Annotated in this window: 20 protein-coding genes and 1 pseudogene; 2 read left to right on the top strand and 19 right to left on the bottom strand. The window is 40.0% G+C overall.

What is annotated here, in order from left to right:
- Nucleotides 1-185: 185 nt before the first annotated feature.
- The 15 genes from ABID56_RS12015 to ABID56_RS11945 form a co-directional block, all read right to left on the bottom strand.
- Complete coding sequence (locus ABID56_RS12015; RefSeq protein WP_354221543.1) at nucleotides 186-593, bottom strand: Asp23/Gls24 family envelope stress response protein; 408 nt, start codon at nucleotides 591-593, stop codon at nucleotides 186-188.
- Between the two features lie 11 nt (nucleotides 594-604).
- Complete coding sequence (accC, locus tag ABID56_RS12010) at nucleotides 605-1,963, bottom strand: acetyl-CoA carboxylase biotin carboxylase subunit (protein WP_354221541.1); 1,359 nt, start codon at nucleotides 1,961-1,963, stop codon at nucleotides 605-607.
- Between the two features lie 14 nt (nucleotides 1,964-1,977).
- Nucleotides 1,978-2,484 (bottom strand): acetyl-CoA carboxylase biotin carboxyl carrier protein, encoded by a 507-nt coding sequence (accB, locus tag ABID56_RS12005; protein WP_354221539.1) that lies wholly within the window; start codon nucleotides 2,482-2,484, stop codon nucleotides 1,978-1,980.
- 161 nt (nucleotides 2,485-2,645) lie between these two features.
- Nucleotides 2,646-3,248 (bottom strand): SpoIIIAH-like family protein, encoded by a 603-nt coding sequence (locus ABID56_RS12000; protein ID WP_354221537.1) that lies wholly within the window; start codon nucleotides 3,246-3,248, stop codon nucleotides 2,646-2,648.
- Between the two features lie 2 nt (nucleotides 3,249-3,250).
- A complete protein-coding gene (spoIIIAG, locus tag ABID56_RS11995; RefSeq protein ID WP_354221535.1) occupies nucleotides 3,251-3,871 on the bottom strand; it encodes a stage III sporulation protein AG in 621 nt (206 codons plus the stop codon).
- A complete protein-coding gene (gene spoIIIAF / locus ABID56_RS11990; RefSeq protein ID WP_354221533.1) occupies nucleotides 3,868-4,473 on the bottom strand; it encodes a stage III sporulation protein AF in 606 nt (201 codons plus the stop codon). Before spoIIIAF ends, spoIIIAG begins: the two co-directional genes overlap by 4 nt.
- 13 nt (nucleotides 4,474-4,486) lie before the next feature.
- Nucleotides 4,487-5,671 (bottom strand): stage III sporulation protein AE, encoded by a 1,185-nt coding sequence (gene spoIIIAE / locus ABID56_RS11985; RefSeq protein WP_354221531.1) that lies wholly within the window; start codon nucleotides 5,669-5,671, stop codon nucleotides 4,487-4,489.
- Between the two features lie 19 nt (nucleotides 5,672-5,690).
- Nucleotides 5,691-6,077, bottom strand: a complete 387-nt coding sequence (gene spoIIIAD / locus ABID56_RS11980; protein WP_354221529.1) for a stage III sporulation protein AD — start codon at nucleotides 6,075-6,077, stop codon at nucleotides 5,691-5,693.
- Nucleotides 6,078-6,086: 9 nt separating this feature from the next.
- A complete protein-coding gene (gene spoIIIAC / locus ABID56_RS11975) occupies nucleotides 6,087-6,299 on the bottom strand; it encodes a stage III sporulation protein AC (RefSeq protein WP_354221527.1) in 213 nt (70 codons plus the stop codon).
- Between the two features lie 10 nt (nucleotides 6,300-6,309).
- Entirely contained in the window at nucleotides 6,310-6,822 is a 513-nt protein-coding gene (gene spoIIIAB / locus ABID56_RS11970; RefSeq protein WP_354221525.1) for a stage III sporulation protein SpoIIIAB, read from the bottom strand.
- Nucleotides 6,767-7,750, bottom strand: coding sequence for a stage III sporulation protein AA (gene spoIIIAA, locus ABID56_RS11965; RefSeq protein ID WP_354221523.1), 984 nt, complete (start codon nucleotides 7,748-7,750; stop codon nucleotides 6,767-6,769). The genes spoIIIAB and spoIIIAA overlap by 56 nt, the downstream gene beginning before the upstream one ends.
- A 147-nt stretch (nucleotides 7,751-7,897) precedes the next feature.
- Nucleotides 7,898-8,455, bottom strand: coding sequence for an elongation factor P (gene efp, locus ABID56_RS11960; protein WP_354221521.1), 558 nt, complete (start codon nucleotides 8,453-8,455; stop codon nucleotides 7,898-7,900).
- 22 nt (nucleotides 8,456-8,477) lie between these two features.
- On the bottom strand, nucleotides 8,478-9,539 hold the full coding sequence (locus ABID56_RS11955; protein WP_354221519.1) for a M24 family metallopeptidase: 1,062 nt from the start codon (nucleotides 9,537-9,539) through the stop codon (nucleotides 8,478-8,480).
- A gap of 17 nt (nucleotides 9,540-9,556) precedes the next feature.
- The gene (gene aroQ, locus ABID56_RS11950; protein WP_354221517.1) at nucleotides 9,557-9,985 is read right to left on the bottom strand and encodes a type II 3-dehydroquinate dehydratase; all 429 of its coding nucleotides are present in this window, start codon (nucleotides 9,983-9,985) and stop codon (nucleotides 9,557-9,559) included.
- Between the two features lie 61 nt (nucleotides 9,986-10,046).
- Entirely contained in the window at nucleotides 10,047-10,511 is a 465-nt protein-coding gene (locus ABID56_RS11945; RefSeq protein ID WP_354221515.1) for a YqhR family membrane protein, read from the bottom strand.
- Nucleotides 10,512-10,664: 153 nt separating this feature from the next.
- On the opposite strand from ABID56_RS11945, the gene ABID56_RS11940 reads away from it, so the two are divergent.
- Nucleotides 10,665-11,006: an SA1362 family protein gene (locus ABID56_RS11940; protein WP_354221513.1), complete on the top strand. Its 342-nt coding sequence runs from the start codon at nucleotides 10,665-10,667 to the stop codon at nucleotides 11,004-11,006.
- A 34-nt stretch (nucleotides 11,007-11,040) separates the two neighbouring features.
- Here ABID56_RS11940 and ABID56_RS11935 read toward each other — a convergent pair whose 3' ends face one another.
- Nucleotides 11,041-13,938 carry a ribonucleotide reductase barrel domain-containing protein gene (locus tag ABID56_RS11935; RefSeq protein ID WP_354221511.1) on the bottom strand — a complete coding sequence of 966 codons (2,898 nt, stop codon included), beginning with the start codon at nucleotides 13,936-13,938 and terminating at the stop codon, nucleotides 11,041-11,043.
- A gap of 404 nt (nucleotides 13,939-14,342) precedes the next feature.
- Nucleotides 14,343-15,149 (bottom strand): annotated as a pseudogene (locus ABID56_RS11930) (ribonucleotide reductase barrel domain-containing protein); the annotation flags it as partial.
- Nucleotides 15,150-15,452: 303 nt separating this feature from the next.
- On the opposite strand from ABID56_RS11930, the gene ABID56_RS11925 reads away from it, so the two are divergent.
- Nucleotides 15,453-15,845: a rhodanese-like domain-containing protein gene (locus tag ABID56_RS11925; RefSeq protein ID WP_354221573.1), complete on the top strand. Its 393-nt coding sequence runs from the start codon at nucleotides 15,453-15,455 to the stop codon at nucleotides 15,843-15,845.
- Between the two features lie 47 nt (nucleotides 15,846-15,892).
- On the opposite strand, the gene gcvPB is transcribed toward ABID56_RS11925, so the two are convergent.
- Nucleotides 15,893-17,362, bottom strand: coding sequence for an aminomethyl-transferring glycine dehydrogenase subunit GcvPB (gene gcvPB / locus ABID56_RS11920; RefSeq protein WP_354221509.1), 1,470 nt, complete (start codon nucleotides 17,360-17,362; stop codon nucleotides 15,893-15,895).
- A complete protein-coding gene (gene gcvPA, locus ABID56_RS11915; RefSeq protein ID WP_354221507.1) occupies nucleotides 17,355-18,704 on the bottom strand; it encodes an aminomethyl-transferring glycine dehydrogenase subunit GcvPA in 1,350 nt (449 codons plus the stop codon). The genes gcvPB and gcvPA overlap by 8 nt, the downstream gene beginning before the upstream one ends.
- Nucleotides 18,705-18,713 lie beyond the last annotated feature (9 nt).

Genomic DNA, 18,713 nt, shown 5'->3' with positions numbered 1-18,713 from the left:
TGTTAACTCCTTCTTACGTTCGGTTTATACTAGTAATTCACATTTGTCAGTTTACCACGAATTGATTAAGAAATAAAAAGTTTATCATCGAACTCCGATAATTATGTGATATATCTTTTATGACACACTAAACCCCAGCGCACACATCAGTCCTTGACGTGATGGCTGGGGTTTAATGAAGGGCTCTATGCTTTTGTTTCTTCTTTGACATCGTCTGTCTTTTCTTCAATTTGAATGCCGACAACATGAACGTTAATCTCTAAAATTTCTAAAGCTGTCATGTTTTTAAGGGTTGATTGAATGTTTTCTTGTATTTTTTCAGTCGTTTTCGGAATCGAAACGCCATAATCCAATACAGTGTAAACATCAATTTCAATGCCCTCTTCTGTCAACTCCACTTTAACACCTTTACCGTGTTGTTTTTTCTTACCGAGTCTCTCAGTGACATTGGATGCAATATTGCCGCGCATATTGGCAACGCCGTTCACTTCATTTGCGGCAATACCAGCTATGACTTCAATAACTTCTGGAGCGATTTCCACACGACCTAACGATTGGTCTTCGCTCACATTTAATAAATGATTGTCTTCCATGATCGTCACCTCTATTCGTCATCTTTCATGACTTGATACGTGTCAAGGAACTTCGTGTTAAAATCGCCACCTCGAAACACGCTATGATTCATCATACGTTTATGAAACGGAATCGTTGAATGAATGCCTTCAATAATGAATTCATCAAGCGATCGATTCATTTTGTCCATCGCTTCCTCTCGCGTATCAGCGTGAACAATTAATTTCGCAATCATCGAGTCATAATACGGTGGAATGTTCCAACCACTATAAGCGGCTGAATCAACACGAACACCATATCCACCAGGTGGTAAATACATCGCGACTTTTCCGGCTGATGGCATAAAATCTTTACTCGGGTTTTCCGCATTAATACGACATTCAATCGACCATCCATTAAACTGGATATCCGATTGTCCAAATTGTAACGGTTCACCATTTGCAACGCGTAACTGTTGTTTTATTAAATCAATACCTGTCACCATTTCAGTTACAGGATGCTCGACTTGGATTCGAGTATTCATTTCCATGAAATAAAAGCTGGAATCTTTTTGGTCAAAGATAAATTCGATTGTCCCGGCACCAACATAATCAACAGCTTCAGCAGCTTTTACAGCAGCATCTCCCATTTTAGTGCGAATCGTTTCATCGATTGCTGGCGATGGTGTTTCTTCGATTAATTTCTGCAAGCGACGTTGCACCGTGCAATCACGTTCACCTAAATGAACCGTATTGCCGTGTTTATCAGCTAGCACTTGAATTTCAACGTGACGAAAGTCTTCAATGAATTTTTCTAAATAAACGCCGGGATTACCAAACGCCGTTTCTGCTTCATTTTGGGTCACGCGAATACCTTGGACTAATTCATCTTCATCACGCGCGACACGGATTCCTTTTCCGCCACCGCCAGCCGTTGCTTTAATGATGACTGGATAACCGATTTCCTCTGCGACTCGACGACCTTCATCTTCGTTCTCTATGATCCCATCAGAACCAGGAACAATCGGAACGCCCGCTTCACGCATCGTTTCTCTTGCAACATCCTTCGTCCCCATACGAGAGATCGCGTCCGCACTAGGGCCAATAAATGTCACATTACATTCCTCACAGAGCTCTGCGAAATCAGCGTTTTCTGATAAGAAACCATAACCTGGATGGATCGCATCACAATTTGTTAATTTGGCGACACTCATAATATTCGTTTTATTCAAGTACGAATCTTTACTCAAAATCGGACCTACACAATAGGCTTCATCTGCAATTTGAACGTGTAACGATTCGCGGTCAGCTTCAGAGAAAATAGCAACTGTTTCAATACCCAATTCCTTACAAGCTCGAATAATACGAACAGCAATTTCACCACGGTTTGCTACTAATACTTTATTAATCACGGACAATCCCTCCTTTACTTCTGTTTCACTCGGAATAGTGGTTGTCCGTATTCAACTAACTCACCGTCATCGACAAGAATTTCGACGATTTCACCTTTTGTTTCTGCCTCGATCTCGTTAAATAATTTCATCGCTTCTACGATACATACGACAGAATTTTCCTCAACGTGATCACCAACTTGAACGTACACATCATCATCTGGAGATGGTGCTTCATAAAATGTTCCAACCATTGGTGAGACAATCTCTGTGTCATAATCGACTGCCCCCGTTTGTGCTGCTTCCTCTTTCGGTTCAGCAGCTGGTTGTGGTTCTGGTTGTGGATCTGCTGGTTGCGCTTCCACCTTTGGCTCAGCAACTGGCTGAGGCGTGACTGCTGGTTGAGGTGCAGCCATCTGTACAACTTCACCTTGTTGTTTACTCATTGAGATCTTACCGTCATCCGTTTCGTATGTAAATTCTGAAACTGATGATTCATCTACTAATTTAATTAACTCTCGTATTTCTTGTACTTTTAGCATTTCGATTAGCACTCCTTTAAATTTAATAACAGGTACTAATAATTCCTAACAACATTGTACGATAAATTGAAAGCAACCTTCAACTTAATATTGAGATTATTTCAATTTTACTAGAAATAAATTTTAAAACCTCCATACCCTTTTTGGATATGGAGGTTGAATTAGGCATCATCTTGTAAACGTACCCGTGGTTCTAAGTCAGCAAACTCATCACGAGCTAACTGCATGATATGGTTAGCATCTGTTGATGACAATTCTTCTGCTATCACTCGAATTTGAACCACATCGTCATCTGTTCGAACTAATACATCTTGATAACCTTTTTCCTGAATGATCATCTCTTCAAGAATCGTTTCTTTTTGAGCCACTGTTTGTAGTGCATACATTTCTTCCATCGCCTCATTTTTTTCAGCTGTCGTCGCTGTACTTGAAGCAACAATAGACGATAATTGCTCTTTTAACTCGCTACGTGTATCTTGTTTTTCTAGTCGAATCGTCGTAAATAGTTCATGAGGTGTTAACTCATCAACACTAACATCAACATCTAGTCCATCTGTCGAAGTAGAGCTTGTTTGCCCCTCTGTCTCAGAATCTTGACCACCTTCCGATCCATCTTCACCATCAATAATCTCTTGTCTTTCTTCATCTTCATCAGGGATTAATGCCACTTCTTCACTACCTGGCGACATTAAATAATACACACTCAACACAATCAATAAACTCAACATTGTAATTAACCATACTGTTTGTTTTCGTAATACCATCATCATTCCTCCTCACCTTTTGGCATAACAGCTATTCGATGGGTTGAGACATCTAATAATCGTGACACTGAATCAATCACCCTTTCTTTAATATGAATTTGATCAACCCCTTTTGCCACAATTAAAACACCGCGGATCGGTGGTGTTTTCGTCTGAACTAGTAACGGTTCTTCTCGGTTGTTCTCCCTCATGAGCACAGTTTGTTCATCTATCGATTCATCTTCTACTTCGCGTATACCACCGTTTTGGTCTTCTTCGTCTGTATATTGGTAAGTTGTCGTCTCATTTTTCTCATAAACATGGATAGCTGATGAATCGAGTTGTAAGCTAACTTCAACTTCATGGACGCCTGCGACACTTTCTAACGCTTGTTCAAGATTCGTTCGTATATCATCCTGGAGAGATTTGATTTTCTGATCATCTGTATCGCCTGATTGTTCACTTTGTTTATCGCTTGTCCACGCCTCTTCTTGACTAGGTGGTGTTGGCCCACTAGAATCATTTGAAAATACATTTGACACAATTAACAACAACAAGCCAATCAAACCAATTAACATGACGTATGACCGCTTTGTCGGACGATCTGTATCTGTTTTTAATTTCAATCGTTCTAGAAAATTCACATCGAACGTTCCCCCTCCCATTCCAGTGTGATATTGTCTAACGGTATTGATAAAAAGGATGCTATTGTCGTTTTTATTGCGTCATCGTCTGGTTCGTCATTCGATTCTTCAGCCATAATATCTACTTTTTCAACTTGATGATGATCTGGTTCGTTTTGACTCAATACAAACGTGGCATGTTCAACCATGTCACTAACATGGTCTGCTTGAGAAAGGTTTTGCCATGATACATTCACATCCTGGATTTCAACATCATATTGCTTGACCAACTCCTCTTCAACTGACATTTTTAGCTCTTGTGTTAGCTGTTCTAATATATATGCATCAGATGAGGCTTGTATTTCTCTTTTTTTGGATTCAATTTCATTTTCAATTGCTTCACGATCGACTAATGAAAGGGACAAATCGATATCGTCTGTTAAGTCTTCAGGATTAATGCGTAATAATGTCGTTATCGGGTTCAAAAACAGTAGTAATATGATCATGCCAAAAACGACGCGAATGACTGACTCATGCGACGTTTTCGGAATCAATAAGGTCAATAATGTTGCTAAAAAAATAAAGATGATAAGCTGCGTGATCCAACCCGTTACATAATCCACTTTAAATCCTCCATTAACGAACCATTAACGATGTGTTACCTATGATGATGAGCATGACAATTGAAAAGAAAAACATAATCGCAACCATTAATAATGCTAATAATAAATACAGAATATGCTTCCCCATCAAATCAACCATATTAACGATTGGACCATCAGCAACAGGTTGTAAAATAGCAGCTGCTAACCGAAAGACAAGGCCCAAGACGAGGACTTTAATGACAGGGAAGATAATCATAATCGCTAACACTACGAGCCCTGCAACACCTATCGCATTCTTTACGAGGAGTGATGCGGATAAAACGGTATCTGTCGCATCTGACAACATTCGGCCGATAACCGGGATGAAGTTACTCGTCACAAACTTAGCAGCTCTAATCGCAACACCATCCGATGCAGCCGTTGTCACCCCTTGGACTGACATGACCATTAAAAACAACGACAGAAACCCACCCATCAACCATAAAGCGCCTTGTTTAAAGAGATGAGCTAAACGTGACATATCGTACGTTTCATTGACATGACTGGCTATATGTAAAACCGCTGATATAAAAATAAGCGGTACGATAACTTTTGAAACAAACAGTCCACTCACTTGCGTAAAAAACAAAATGAACGGGTTAAAAAACGCGACCGTCGCCACATGACCAAACGCTGCCATCATACTTAAAAACAAAGGCAATAAAGACACCATAAAATGACGCATCGTATCGATCGTGTCTGTCGTATAACTAACAGCTTCATGAAAACCGGTCATGGCAATTGTGATTAACACCCCAAAAACAACGACATGACCGACCTTTGTAACGGTTTGCGATTCAAATGATTGGACTAAAATGTTTAAGACAGCGCTTAATAACGTCATTAATATTAATAAACCTAATGTTTGGCCATTTGCTAACAGTTCATCAGCCAAAAACATAATCAAACCGTCTAACCATGCACGCCAAGACAATATTGAATCTTGATCTACAATATCGCGCCAACTACTTTGCGATTCTATCGGCATATACCCTCGGTACTCTGTCAGCAGTTGTTGCCACTGTCTTTCAATATCTGGACTATCAAAATAACTTTCTAACTCCGATTCTAACTCCGCTTGATTCGGTTCATCCTGCTCGTCATTTTCCTCTGCATAACCATTTGTTGTTAATAAGCTCATGATGACAATCAGAATCAGCACAATTGTCTTTTTCATAAGCCTTCTCCTTTGATCATTACGGCATAAACGACAATAATGTTTCGATGACAGCTATAAAAATCGGAAGTGCCATCAGTAGAATAAATAATTTCCCAATTATTTCAACTTTCACAGCTAATGATTGTAATTGAGCATCTTTTAATACGTGTGAAGCAAACTCCGTTATATAAGCAATAGCAATCACTTTAAAAACCGTATCCAAATGCAATAAATTGACGTTAACGCGTGATGTAATTTCTTGAAACGCTAACACCAGCTGATTAATTTGCGTTAACACAAATATAAAAATAATGACTCCCGTTAGGATCATTAATAGAAAGCTGACAGATGGTTGGTGTTCTCGTACGACAACAATGAGAATCGCTGCGACAATAATCACAACCATGATTTGCAGAAACGGCATGGTAAACCCCTACATTAGTATTTGGAATAAAAAGACTGAACGAATTTGTTGGAACAATTGTGATAAATAATCAATCACAATGACGAGTACAATAATGAAACCAATCAATGTCACCCATTGAGATAAATCGTCTTTACCCATTTGTTTGAGCAAGGCGCTTAGCATCGCTACAATAATGCCTATGCCTGCTACTTGGAACAATAATAAAACGTCGAACATCATATATGCTCCTTCAAATCAGAATTAATACAAACAACAAACCTGATAACACCCCGAGTATTCGGTACATATTGGAAAAGCGTTTATCTTCTTCTAACGCATCTTCTAACTCGTGTTGTAAATGAACGCGTGCGAGCTGTATTTGTTTTTGCTGTTGCTCGACATTGTGACGTCCAAGTGACTGGCCGAATTGCACCATAATATTGCGTTCTTTTTCTTTCATGGCTGTGAAATGCCATTGATGACAAATGACTTCTGTCCATAAGGCATCTAATGATTGTTGCGGTTCGTCACATCTATCGGCTAATGTTTGAAAAATGAACCCGACTGGATACGGTAGTTGCGTCGATATATATTGAAAAATCAAATGGATGGGCTGTTTGGCATAAACAATTTCAGCCTCCATGATTTGTAATGCTTGTAACAGATCACGTAGTTGTCTCGGACGTTTTCTGTAATAATTAGCAATATCAAGTCCGACCCATGTGCACGTTAACAGAATGAGAAGGGCTCCGATCCATTTCATAAGCTTGTCCCCTTAAAGCTGTTGTTATTGGCTCGCGGTTGCGATTATAAACAGCACTTATACTGCCTGGCTTAGGTGAATGACTTAAGATGATATAACGATCAAACACAGCTTGTTCGATTAACGGGCGTAGCTGTGGGCGTTTTTCAATATCAGCTAGTGAAAATCCGTGAACGCTGCACAACAGCTGCACCCCTGTATACACAGCTTCCATCAAACTATCGACATCCTCGTGTCGCCCGATTTCGTCAACAGCCAATACTTCAGGTGACATTGAACGGACCATCATCATCATGCCATCCGCTTTAGGACAATCACTCATCACATCCGTCATTTGTCCGACATCATGTTGAGGAATGCCTTGGAATGATGCGGCGATTTCCGAACGTTCATCGATGAGTGATACACGTGAGGGATTGATCTGATCTGTCCCATCACTAATCAATCGAATCGCATCGCGTAATACAGTCGTTTTTCCACTTTTAGGTGGGCCGATCAATAATGTATTGTGTACATGACGATCAACTAGATAGGGTAACAATTGCCGCGCTGCACCACGGTGCTCAGATGCTAATCGTATATTAAATGATGAGACATGCGTAATCGCTTGGACTTTACTTCCTTCGACCGTCACTTGTCCACTAATACCAATGCGGTGACCACCTCGCACTGTAATATAGCCGTTTTTTAATTCTTCTTCTAATCGATAAATGGAAAAATCGCTAATTCGTGCTAACAAGGTCTCAGCATCCGTCGCTTGAAATGTAAAACCGTCAACAAACGAATGGCGTTGAGTGAAGATAAGTTGTGCAGGATGGCCAACACGTAACCTTATTTCCTCTAAATCGTTTAAGTCTTCTTGCGAAAATTGGTTACTCATTAAAGAATATAGTGAAGTCGGTAAATATGAGGCAATCACTCGATCCATCAAATAACCTCCCTTCGTTTAACACTACTATATGAGCCGTATGGAGGTTATATGTTACATAGAGTGAATAATATGAGGAGCGTCATTTAGAGAAGAACATAAAAAACCCGACAGAAAAAATCTGCCGGGTTGGTTGATTAATCATACTTAAGCGCGTGAAACGTATTTTCCTTCACCAGTGCTAATTACGAGTTTTTCACCTTTATCAATGAAAAACGGAACTTGCACAGTATAACCCGTTTCAAGCGTCGCAGGTTTCGTACCACCAGAAGCTGTATCACCTTTAACACCAGGTTCAGTTTCAACCACTTCTAGTTCAACGTTATTCGGTAACTCAATGCCAATTGTATCCCCTTCGTAAATTAAAACATGGACTTGAGTCCCTTCCGTTAAGAAGTTAAGCTCACGTTGCATATTTTCGCCAGGAATTTCAATTTGATCAAATGTTTCTGTATCCATAAAGGTATGGTTTTCACCAGATTCATACAAATACTGCATTGGACGACGTTCTAAGTGTGCTTTATTTACTTTTTCACCTGCGCGGAATGTTTTTTCTTGAATGTTACCATTTTCTAAATTACGTAATTTAGAGCGGACAAAGGCTGAACCTTTACCAGGTTTGACGTGTTGGAATTCAATTACTTGCCATATCTTTCCTTCTAGTTCGATTGTTAACCCTGTCTTAAAATCGTTTACTGAAATCATATATAAATCCTCCTCGTATCAATTACAGTGTAATAAGTTCTTTCGTCGAGAATGTTAAACGTTCATGACCATTCTCAGTGATGACTGCATCATCTTCAATACGACAGCCACCCACATTCGGGACATAAATACCCGGCTCTACAGTGACAACCATGCCTGGTTCAAGCGCGTTTTCATTACGGAACGATAGTGAAGGCGCCTCATGAACATCCATTCCTAAACCATGGCCAGTTGAGTGACCGAAGTATTCTCCATAGCCTTGTTCTTTAATATAATCTCGTGTTAACGCATCGGCTTCTTTTCCAGTAATACCTGCTTTCAATCCATCCATACCACGTTTTTGCGCTTCTAAAACTGTATTGTAGATCGACTTCAACTCATCACTAATTGGACCCACTGCTACTGTCCGCGTCATGTCAGAACAATACCCTTTATACAGGGCACCAAAGTCTAATGTAACTAGTTCACCTGAATGAATTTCTTTGTCTGATGCAACACCATGTGGAAGAGCGGCACGATATCCTGATGCGACAATAATGTCAAATGAAGACGACACAGCACCTTGTTTACGCATGAAAAATTCGAGTTCATTCGATACATCGATTTCACGAACACCTGGTTTGATGATGGTTTGAATATAATCAAATGCTGCATCTGCAATTTGAGCTGCTTCTCGTAAAATCTGAATTTCAGATTCTGTTTTGTAGAGACGTAACTTTTCCACTAGTCCTTCTACAGGTACGAATTCAGCTTCTAATGCTTGGTTGTAAACATCGTACGTATGATATGTAACATCATTCTTTTCAAACCCTAGTCGATCGATGCCAAGTTGTTTCACTTGATTTGCAACTTCTGAGTGGATAGGGCCAGAATGTTCAACTAGTTCATATCCGACAACTTGTTCTTTCGCCTGAATCGTATAGCGGAAATCTGTAATAAAGACAGCTTGTTCAAGCGATACGAGTACAACACCTGCCGTGCCAGTAAAACCTGTCATATATCGGCGGTTTTGACCATTTGTAATGAGTAATCCATCCAAATCTTGTTCTCGCATTTTATCTCTTAATCGATTTAATGTTTCCACTGCAACTCTCCCCTTTTTTACATTTTTTCTAATAGCGCGTACGCAGCTAGTTTATAACTTAAAGCACCTAACCCTACAATTTGTCCAGATGCAACGGCTGAAACATATGAATGATGTCGGAATGACTCTCGATTATGTATGTTCGATAAGTGAACTTCAATCACAGGTGTATCAATAGACGCAATCGCATCGCGAATCGCAATACTTGTATGACTATAGCCACCCGGATTAAAAATAATACCGTCATACTGTTGCCCTTGTTGTAGCCAGTCGATCAAAACACCTTCATGATTAGATTGGCACTTGGCTAGTGTTATCCCATTCGCCTCTGCAATTGACTGAACCATCGCTTCAATTTCAGGTAATGTTTCAGATCCATACTGAGATCGATCACGCTGTCCCAACATATTAAGATTAGGCCCATTTAGTAACAACCATGTTGGCATGACATCATTCCCCTTTAATTCCATATCCAACTTTAGTTTATCATACTTAGCCCTTGTTTTGTCACACTTTTCTTGCGATACGTTCATCGTGAGATTCATACGATAAGGTGTAACCGACAAAGACACCGTATAAAACGAATTGACATAACGTCGTTACGATGGTTTCAGAATTCAGCGACCCCAACGAAGGAACAGTTTCAAACAATGGGTTCGCCAGCCAAAAAATGAGTCCCCATAACACAATACCATATAAAAATCCTGGCATCATCCCTCTTAACTGTTTCAGAGTGAGATAATACACGATAGCTGGAATAACAGCTAATAACCCGATCATAAAAGCATTTATGATTTCAATCCACCACGTCGATGTCCAAGACCCTTGAAAAAAAGATCGCACAATAAAAGAAGCATGTGACACATCCGTAAACTTCAACGCGTATGTAAATGAGTTGAGTAAACTGAAGATCACACCACCTACAAAACCTGTTATGATACTATTTCGTAACACAGATCGTTTCTGTTTCACTAGCACAACCTCCTTAATCTTCAGTTTAACCGCCTTTAAGCAGGTTCATGCATCAACCATCAACCATTTTAAAGACTCATCATGTATAAACTGATGTGCATCGTGTTATAATAGATTAACAAATTACTAGTCGTGTAAAGTGAGGGATAGACGATGCCAACGAAACGCTATCTATTGTTATATATCATCATCGGGTTAGCCGTGATTGGTTTATTAGGACAGTTGATCGTAAATCCGTTGAGTTTTGTTGAAAGTATGTTAACGACAATCGGCTTAGCCGTTGTCATTGGTGGTATTCTTTATTTTGTGTTGAAACGATTTCGATTTGGGTCAAAAACGTCCTCTGCTTATCGTAAAGCTGTTAAACAGTCGAAGAAAAAATACGGCAATGTCGATAAGAACATGGGATACAACCAACATATCAACAAACCAACGCCGATTAAAAAACAACGCCGACAGTCGCACCTAACCGTTATTAAAGGGAATAAAAAATAAGCATTAGGCAATATCTTTGCCTAATGCTTATTTTTTATAAACCACATTTTAATTGAGCACCACAATTGGTACATGTGTTACAACCACCAACGTCTACAATATGACCTTGTCTACAGACAGGACATGTGTCACCGACTTCAGAGCCGACAGTGACGTTCGTTTTGTCTAATTCTTGCACGGTGTCCATTAAAACGACTTTTTGTTGATCTTCGTCTTCGAATAATTCCGTTTGCTCAGAATAATCGCTTTCCTCCGCTTTTAACGTCAGTACTTGGGAATCACGACTACCATCTACATAAACTGTCCCACCTTTAGCACCACCGTTATAAAGGCGTTGATAGACTTGTTCAACTTGGTCGACACGGTAACCTTTCGGCGCATTCACCGTTTTCGATATCGAACTATCTACCCAACGTTGTATGACACATTGTGTATCAGCATGTGCTTCAGGTGATAAATCCATCGCTGTCACAAACCAATTAGGTAGTTGGTCTTGATCCGCTTCTGGTTTGTCTTTGAAGTAGTCTTGTGCAATATCTGCTTTCACTTCAATAAACTTACCTAAACGTCCACTTCGATAATACGTGAAGGAGAAATAAGGCTCTAAACCAGTCGAAACGCCAACCATCGTACCTGTAGACCCTGTCGGCGCAACGGTTAATAAGTGACTATTACGAATGCCGTAATCTAACACACCTTGTTTAATATCATCTGGCATCTTTTGCATATAACCTGTTTGAATGAAACGTTCACGAAGCGTTTGCGTTTCTTCCTTCGTCTCACCAATTAAGAACGGGAAACTTCCCTTTTCTTTAGCCAATTCTATTGATGTTCGATAAGCCGTCGTCGCAATCGTTTCAAAAATTTGATCGACTAATTCATTGCCTTCTTCTGAACCATAAGCCGTTTCACAATAGATGAGTAAATCATGCAGACCCATCACACCTAAGCCGACACGACGCTCACCGAGTGCTTGTTCACGGTTTTCATCTAAGAAGTAAGGCGTTGAATCGATAACATTATCTTGCATACGGACGCCTGTCTCAACCGTTTGTTTCAACTTAGCAAAATCAGGTTGTTTTAAATCACGGTCAGCAATCGCCGCTAAGTTAACAGCTGCTAAATTACATACGCTGTAAGGTGCAAGCGGTTGTTCTCCGCAATTGTGAACGACGACACCATTGGCAATTAAAGAATGTGTTTCAGGTTCAGTGATATCATATACAGTAACAAGCTCCCCTTGTTCAATCGATTTCACCGACGTTGTGAAATATTCACGTTTACGTGGCTGAGCTGGCACTTCCTCTAATAATTCTTCTTTTTTAGTATGATAATAAAACCCGACTTCTTCTTTAAACACAGATAAGTTTCGACCTGAAATTATCAATTCAAAGAAAGGACGACTATCATATGTTCTTTCTTCACCATCAACTGTGACATAGTGGAAGTTTTGCTGATTGCGTTTCGGTCGTTCATATACCTTTCCATGAACACCTAAGTTTAATAACAAGAGTTGTACATCTTCTAGCAATTGTTTAGAAGATGATGTTAAACGTGCTGAACGGTGAGATGGATCGGTTGTATAAACGGTACCATCAGCTGAAAATAAAGCTCTTAAGTACGTCACGACACTCTCTTTTGTTGCTGTGAAAATCGCTTCTGGCACTCGTTTCTCATAAGCTTGTACACGCTTAACGCCTAATGATTCGAGAAGCTCTGTAAAAGCCCTACGATTGTACATCATTTGGAAAGTTTCATTTTCTCTTTCATGAACTTTAGGTCGTAGGCCAGAAATGTCCTCGCCTGCATCCATCAATTGTGGAATAATATCCATATCATCTTTACCAAACGTTAACCCTGCTCTACCATCTTTAGCTAACCAACCATCGCCAGTTAACCAACCTAAAAATAGAGCGTGGCTATGTGATAATTCATCACGCTTAGCAAATTGGCCTTCTCCTGATTGAATATAAACTGTATCTTCTTCTGTTAAATGTTGTGCTTCTTTCCAACCTTGATCCGTATAGATACGGTGTTCAGGTGTTACATTTAACGTCATGCCATTTTGAAGGTTTATCACGTTTGTTTCTTTTTTCCCAGTCGGGAATACGGTTGCTCGACGCATTGTTACCCCTGGAATTTCATATTGACGACCGTTAACAACTTTTTTCTCTTCTTTCAAACGATTGTCCGTTGCTGTGTAAAACGACTGTGATCCTTGTTGTTTATAAAGTTCTTCAATCGTCATGAGGCCATATTCTGTTGAAATTCTAGTGCTCGGATGGAAACAAGGATTCGTTGCAACAACTTTTTGACCATATGCACTTGCATTCGTTTCATTATTCGCATTATCAATGAAGAAAATGCCAGGCTCTGCTGAATACGTAGCGCAAATGTTGATGAGATTCCACAGCTCTTTCGCGCGAATCTGTTTATAAACTCTCGTCGCAAAACCTAATCGTTCCCACTCACGTACGTCACCAATGTCGTTCCAATGGTCGTTATAATAGGCCATTTCCTCTTCCGTATAGTTGGCGACGTCAGGAAAACGTAGTTCATAAACATCGTCATTCTCAACAGCTTTCATGAATTCATCTGTAATACAGACCGAAATGTTAGCACCTGATAAGAATTCTGGACTGTGAACGCTGTACGTCCCACCGTCGCGAATCTTTTGCTCAGCATCACGAATATTGCTCTCAGTAAAACCACCGTGACCTTCTATATGCTTATAATTGACGATTCCCTGATACAATTGCATTTCATCATTTGATAATGGTGTAAAACTTAACTTTTCTTGTGCTTGCTGCTGAATAGTTTCGTCATCTATGTTCTCGATTAAGTATCTTAAAATACGTGGGTTTTGCATTTTGGAAATAATAAATTCAATCACATCTGGATGCCAATCATTCAGCATGATCATTTGTGCCAATAATTGTTACTCGCTATTAATTAGCGGGGTAGGTCATTTCTGCCCACCTCTTACACTTTCATGTAAGATCAGACTATATCTTCAAGGAAGAGAATTTTACACTTATTTCTTTACTCCCTTGTCTCGCGCCCCATAAGGACGTCTCCGTACATTATGGTTTACTTCTTCCTTAGCACACATCAGATCACCTTCTTTAACGTGATTACTTTTATTATACTCATATTTTGTGCTTTAGGAAGTTTCAATAGTCGTTGAACGTTCATCTTCATTTCTGAAGATGCTTCGCTGCTGATTGCCCATTGTTGCATCCTACTACTTTTTGAACGATCACGCTTGCCGTCACCAGCTACGTTGTCGTGTAATAGGTTTTAGGGGTTTCCAGCAATTCACGAGATTTATTTTTAGACGAGGCACAACATTTTACCACGTCTCGAGCCGCCTTGCTCGACAAGGTGTGTCAATTTCGCAATATCATCTAACCACGAAACGGAACCAGATGATTTGCCGTTCACACCGCGGGCTAGTGCATTGCGTGGACGAAGCGTCGAACCATTCGTCCCAACACCACCACCGCGTGACATAATTTCCATCACTTGTTTACGGTGATCACTTATTCCTTCTCTTGAGTCTTGAACGAATGGCATCACATAACAATTAAAGTACGTGACGTCTGTGTTGGAACCTGCACCGTATAATACACGTCCAGCCGGAATAAAATTTAACTCAGATAATTCGTGATAAAATTTATTGAACCATTCTTGTCGTTTTTCTTCAGATGTTTCAACCTCTGCTAAGCCCGTCGCATTACGTAAAGCAATTTGTTCATAATAGACTTCTAATGGTTTATCAATAGCGCTTAATGACTTCTCAATCAAGCCTGTTTCTTTCGCTTCTTCGTTGTCTAATACGTGTAAATAATCATCGTCTACCCGTACCATTGCACGGTCACCTTTCAACTCATGAATGAACCCCGTGCCACGAGCAGGGAACTTCGGATCGTCTTTTACTGTTAAGACGACAAAGTCTCCTTCTTGAATCGTTCTCTTCTCCGTGTCCTTGAATGCATATCGGTCTAACATAACAAGCCGGGATACGCCTTTATGAGTCGTTGACATATCCGATGTGACCGGATGTACATTAGGAAATTGCTTAATGTCTTCATTTAATTGGTCGACATTAATTTGCAACCCTTTATCCGTTACACCTTGCATTTCATGACCTCCTTCACGTAAAATCTAATCGTTACGTCTTTTTGGTAACGTCCTAACCATAGACTAACAAAACCAACTTAAATAATCAATATATTGTGTTGTATTTTGACGATTTCGTCTATATATAGTATCAGATTCACAATTAATCGAATAAGTCAAGACTAATATTGAATAACTATAAATAATGAGGCCATAGAAATAGGTATTCTTACACACCGATAACTTAAAAGAAAATCTTTGCTTCATAACGGAAAGCCTTTTATAATATATAAGGGACTGAAAAAGAGAAAGAGGGGAACAATGATGGATGTTTTATTCGCTATATTAATCGGGGTAGCCGTAATCATTTTATTCTTTGTATTTCGAAACGTACAAAAACAGAAACATGTCAAAAATTTAACTGAAGAACAATTTAAAGAAGGCTATCGTAAAGCTCAGTTGATTGATGTTCGTGAACCGAATGAATATGAACGCGGTCATATTTTAGGTGCACGAAATATTCCTTTATCACAGTTGAAACAGCGAATTGGTGAAATTCGTGATGACCAACCCATTTATTTATATTGCCAGAGAGGTTCACGTTCAACTAGAGCAGCCAATGTGTTACGTAAAAAAGGGTATACAGGACTTAATCAACTTAAAGGCGGCTTCAGTAAGTGGACAGGTAAAATTAAACAAAAGAAAAAAGGATATTAAATTAGCCTATTAAAAACAGCCGAGCGGCATTGCGCTCGGCTGTTTTATTATGATTCCTCTCGGTAATAACGGAGAATCGGTTTACGTGCCGCTGTCGTTTCATCCATGCGACTAACGACTGTCGTATGAGGGGCTTCTTGTACCGTTTCTGGATCGTCATTCGCTTCTTGCGATATTTGATTCATCGCCTCGATAAATTCATCTAACGTTTCTTTTGATTCCGTTTCTGTCGGTTCAACCATCAACGCTTCCTCTACATTAAGTGGGAAATAAATTGTTGGTGGATGATATCCAAAATCAAGCAGGCGTTTGGCCATATCTAGCGTTCTAACACCCATTTTCTTTTGGTTTTTACCAGATAGAACAAATTCGTGCTTACAATGTTGATTATATGGTAGCTCGAATTCTTCACCTAAACGGCGCATCATGTAATTCGCGTTTAGTACGGCGCTTTCACTAACCTGTTTCAAGCCATCAGGTCCCATGGAACGAATATACGTATACGCACGGACGTTAATTCCGAAGTTACCGTAATATGGCTTAATCCGCCCAATCGATTGCGGACGATCATAGTCAAAGTAATATTGTTCATCCTGCTTCGCCACTAACGGTTTCGGTAAAAACGGGGCTAATTCATTCGTAACACCAACTGGTCCTGATCCTGGACCACCGCCCCCGTGTGGACCTGTGAATGTTTTGTGCAAGTTCAAGTGAACGACATCAAAGCCCATGTCGCCTGGACGTGTGTATCCCATGATCGCGTTTAAGTTCGCGCCATCATAATACAAACGACCACCAGCCCCGTGGACAATATCAGCCATTTCCATAATATCTTTTTCGAATAATCCGAGTGTGTTCGGGTTCGTTAACATTAACGCTGCCGTTTGTTCATCGACGACGCGACGTAAATCGTCCAAATCGACTAACCCTTGATCATTCGATTTAACTGTGACCGCTTCAAAACCAGCGACAGTTGCAGATGCTGGGTTCGTACCATGCGCGGAATCGGGCACGATAACTTTCGTACGGTTGTAATCACCGTTCGCTTCATGAAAAGCACGAATCATCATGAGCCCAGTCCATTCACCTTGCGCACCAGCTGCTGATTGTAATGTCACATAATCCATGCCTGTAATATGGCTGAGTGACGTTTGCAAATCATACATTAAAGCAAGCGCGCCTTGTACAGACGATTCAGGTTGATACGGATGAATAGAACTTAATCCTGGTAAACGCGCGACGTCTTCGTTTATTTTCGGATTATATTTCATCGTACATGACCCTAGTGGATAAAAACCAGAATCTACACCATGGTTGCGGGTCGATAACGCTGTATAATGACGCATGATTTGCAGTTCACTGACTTCGGGTAAATCAGGATTTTCCTGGCGAACGTACTGCTCAGATAATTCTTCCGCCAAATCAACATCGTCCACATCAAGTTCAGGTAAGTGATAACCTTTACGTCCTGTTTTACTCAACTCAAAAATCACCGGAAAATCTTGTTCATTAGCCATTAAGTTCACCTACTTTCGCAACAAATTGATCAATTTCTTCTTTAGAACGAACCTCCGTAACAGCAACTAACATATGGTTAGCTAATTGGTCGTTATCTCTTCCTAAATCATAACCTCCAATGAACCCTTCATCTAACAACGCTTCATTCAATTCATGAACTGGGCGGTCTAATTTGACGATGAATTCATTAAAGAAGGATCCGTCGTATAACGTTTCGAATCCAGCTTTTTCAAATGCTTTTTTCGCATATCGCGCCTTCTTCATATTCAACTCAGCCATTTCACGAACGCCTTGTTTACCTAAAGCGGTCATTGCAACGGACGATGCTAAAGCATTAAGCGCTTGGTTTGAACAAATATTGGATGTCGCTTTATCACGACGAATATGTTGTTCACGCGCTTGAAGCGTTAAAACAAAGCCACGACGACCTTCTTCATCAGTTGTTTGACCGACTAAACGGCCCGGCACTTTTCGCATTAATTTCTTCGTTGTCGCAAAATAACCACAATGTGGACCACCGAACTGCGTTGGAATACCAAACACTTGCGCATCTCCAACGACAATATCTGCACCAAATTCCCCTGGTGGCGTTAAGTAACCTAATGCTAGTGGATTACTTGATACAATCATCATTGTCTTAGGTTGATCGTTAACGATTTCTTGAATATCTGCTAACGGCTCAATCTGACCAAAAAAGTTTGGATATTGCATGACAACACTTGCCGTCTCATCATCTAATTCGGATTTTAATTGGTCTAAATCCGTTAAACCATTGTGATGGTCGATTTCCACAATATCTAAGTTAAACCCTTTCGCATATGTGTAAATAACATCTAATGATTCTGGGTGAATCGCTTTTGATACGATCACTTTTTTCTTTTTCGTTTGGCCTGCACTTAAATTAACCGCTTCAGCTAACGCAGTACCGCCATCGTACATGGACGAGTTGGCTACTTCCATACCTGTCATTTCACAAATCATCGTTTGGAATTCAAAAATCGCTTGTAATTCACCTTGCGAAATTTCAGGTTGATACGGCGTATAAGCTGTATAAAACTCTGAACGTGAAATCACGTGATCAACAATGGACGGGATATAATGTTGGTAAACGCCAGCTCCTAAAAAGGAGGTATGGGACTGCGAATGACTATTTTGTTCCGCCAGTCCTGTCATTTCTTTCATTAAGTCATATTCAGATTTAGCAGGCTTCACATTTAGTTCACCTGTAAATCGAACTGCTTCTGGAATATCTTCAAACAAGTCATTTGATGATGAAACGCCAATTGTATCAAGCATCGCTTGACGGTCTTCATCTGTCATCGGAATATAACGATGTTGCATGTTTCTCAC

The organism is Alkalibacillus flavidus (assembly GCF_040545925.1).
Taxonomy (GTDB): domain Bacteria; phylum Bacillota; class Bacilli; order Bacillales; family Alkalibacillaceae; genus Alkalibacillus; species Alkalibacillus flavidus.
The sequence above is the reverse complement of the archived record's forward strand: the minus strand, read 5'-3'. Positions and strand labels throughout refer to the sequence as shown.

What these genes read in the sequence shown, in the direction of transcription:
- ABID56_RS12015 (WP_354221543.1), bottom strand. Translation starts at nt 593, where the DNA reads ATGGAAGACAATCATTTATTAAATGTGAGCGAAGACCAATCGTTAGGT.
- accB (WP_354221539.1), bottom strand. Translation starts at nt 2,484, where the DNA reads ATGCTAAAAGTACAAGAAATACGAGAGTTAATTAAATTAGTAGATGAA.
- ABID56_RS12000 (WP_354221537.1), bottom strand. Translation starts at nt 3,248, where the DNA reads ATGGTATTACGAAAACAAACAGTATGGTTAATTACAATGTTGAGTTTA.
- spoIIIAE (WP_354221531.1), bottom strand. Translation starts at nt 5,671, where the DNA reads ATGAAAAAGACAATTGTGCTGATTCTGATTGTCATCATGAGCTTATTA.
- spoIIIAD (WP_354221529.1), bottom strand. Translation starts at nt 6,077, where the DNA reads ATGCCGTTTCTGCAAATCATGGTTGTGATTATTGTCGCAGCGATTCTC.
- spoIIIAC (WP_354221527.1), bottom strand. Translation starts at nt 6,299, where the DNA reads ATGATGTTCGACGTTTTATTATTGTTCCAAGTAGCAGGCATAGGCATT.
- spoIIIAB (WP_354221525.1), bottom strand. Translation starts at nt 6,822, where the DNA reads ATGAAATGGATCGGAGCCCTTCTCATTCTGTTAACGTGCACATGGGTC.
- spoIIIAA (WP_354221523.1), bottom strand. Translation starts at nt 7,750, where the DNA reads ATGGATCGAGTGATTGCCTCATATTTACCGACTTCACTATATTCTTTA.
- efp (WP_354221521.1), bottom strand. Translation starts at nt 8,455, where the DNA reads ATGATTTCAGTAAACGATTTTAAGACAGGGTTAACAATCGAACTAGAA.
- aroQ (WP_354221517.1), bottom strand. Translation starts at nt 9,985, where the DNA reads ATGCCAACATGGTTGTTACTAAATGGGCCTAATCTTAATATGTTGGGA.
- ABID56_RS11940 (WP_354221513.1), top strand. Translation starts at nt 10,665, where the DNA reads ATGCCAACGAAACGCTATCTATTGTTATATATCATCATCGGGTTAGCC.
- ABID56_RS11925 (WP_354221573.1), top strand. Translation starts at nt 15,453, where the DNA reads ATGGATGTTTTATTCGCTATATTAATCGGGGTAGCCGTAATCATTTTA.
- gcvPB (WP_354221509.1), bottom strand. Translation starts at nt 17,362, where the DNA reads ATGGCTAATGAACAAGATTTTCCGGTGATTTTTGAGTTGAGTAAAACA.
- gcvPA (WP_354221507.1), bottom strand. Translation starts at nt 18,704, where the DNA reads ATGCAACATCGTTATATTCCGATGACAGATGAAGACCGTCAAGCGATG.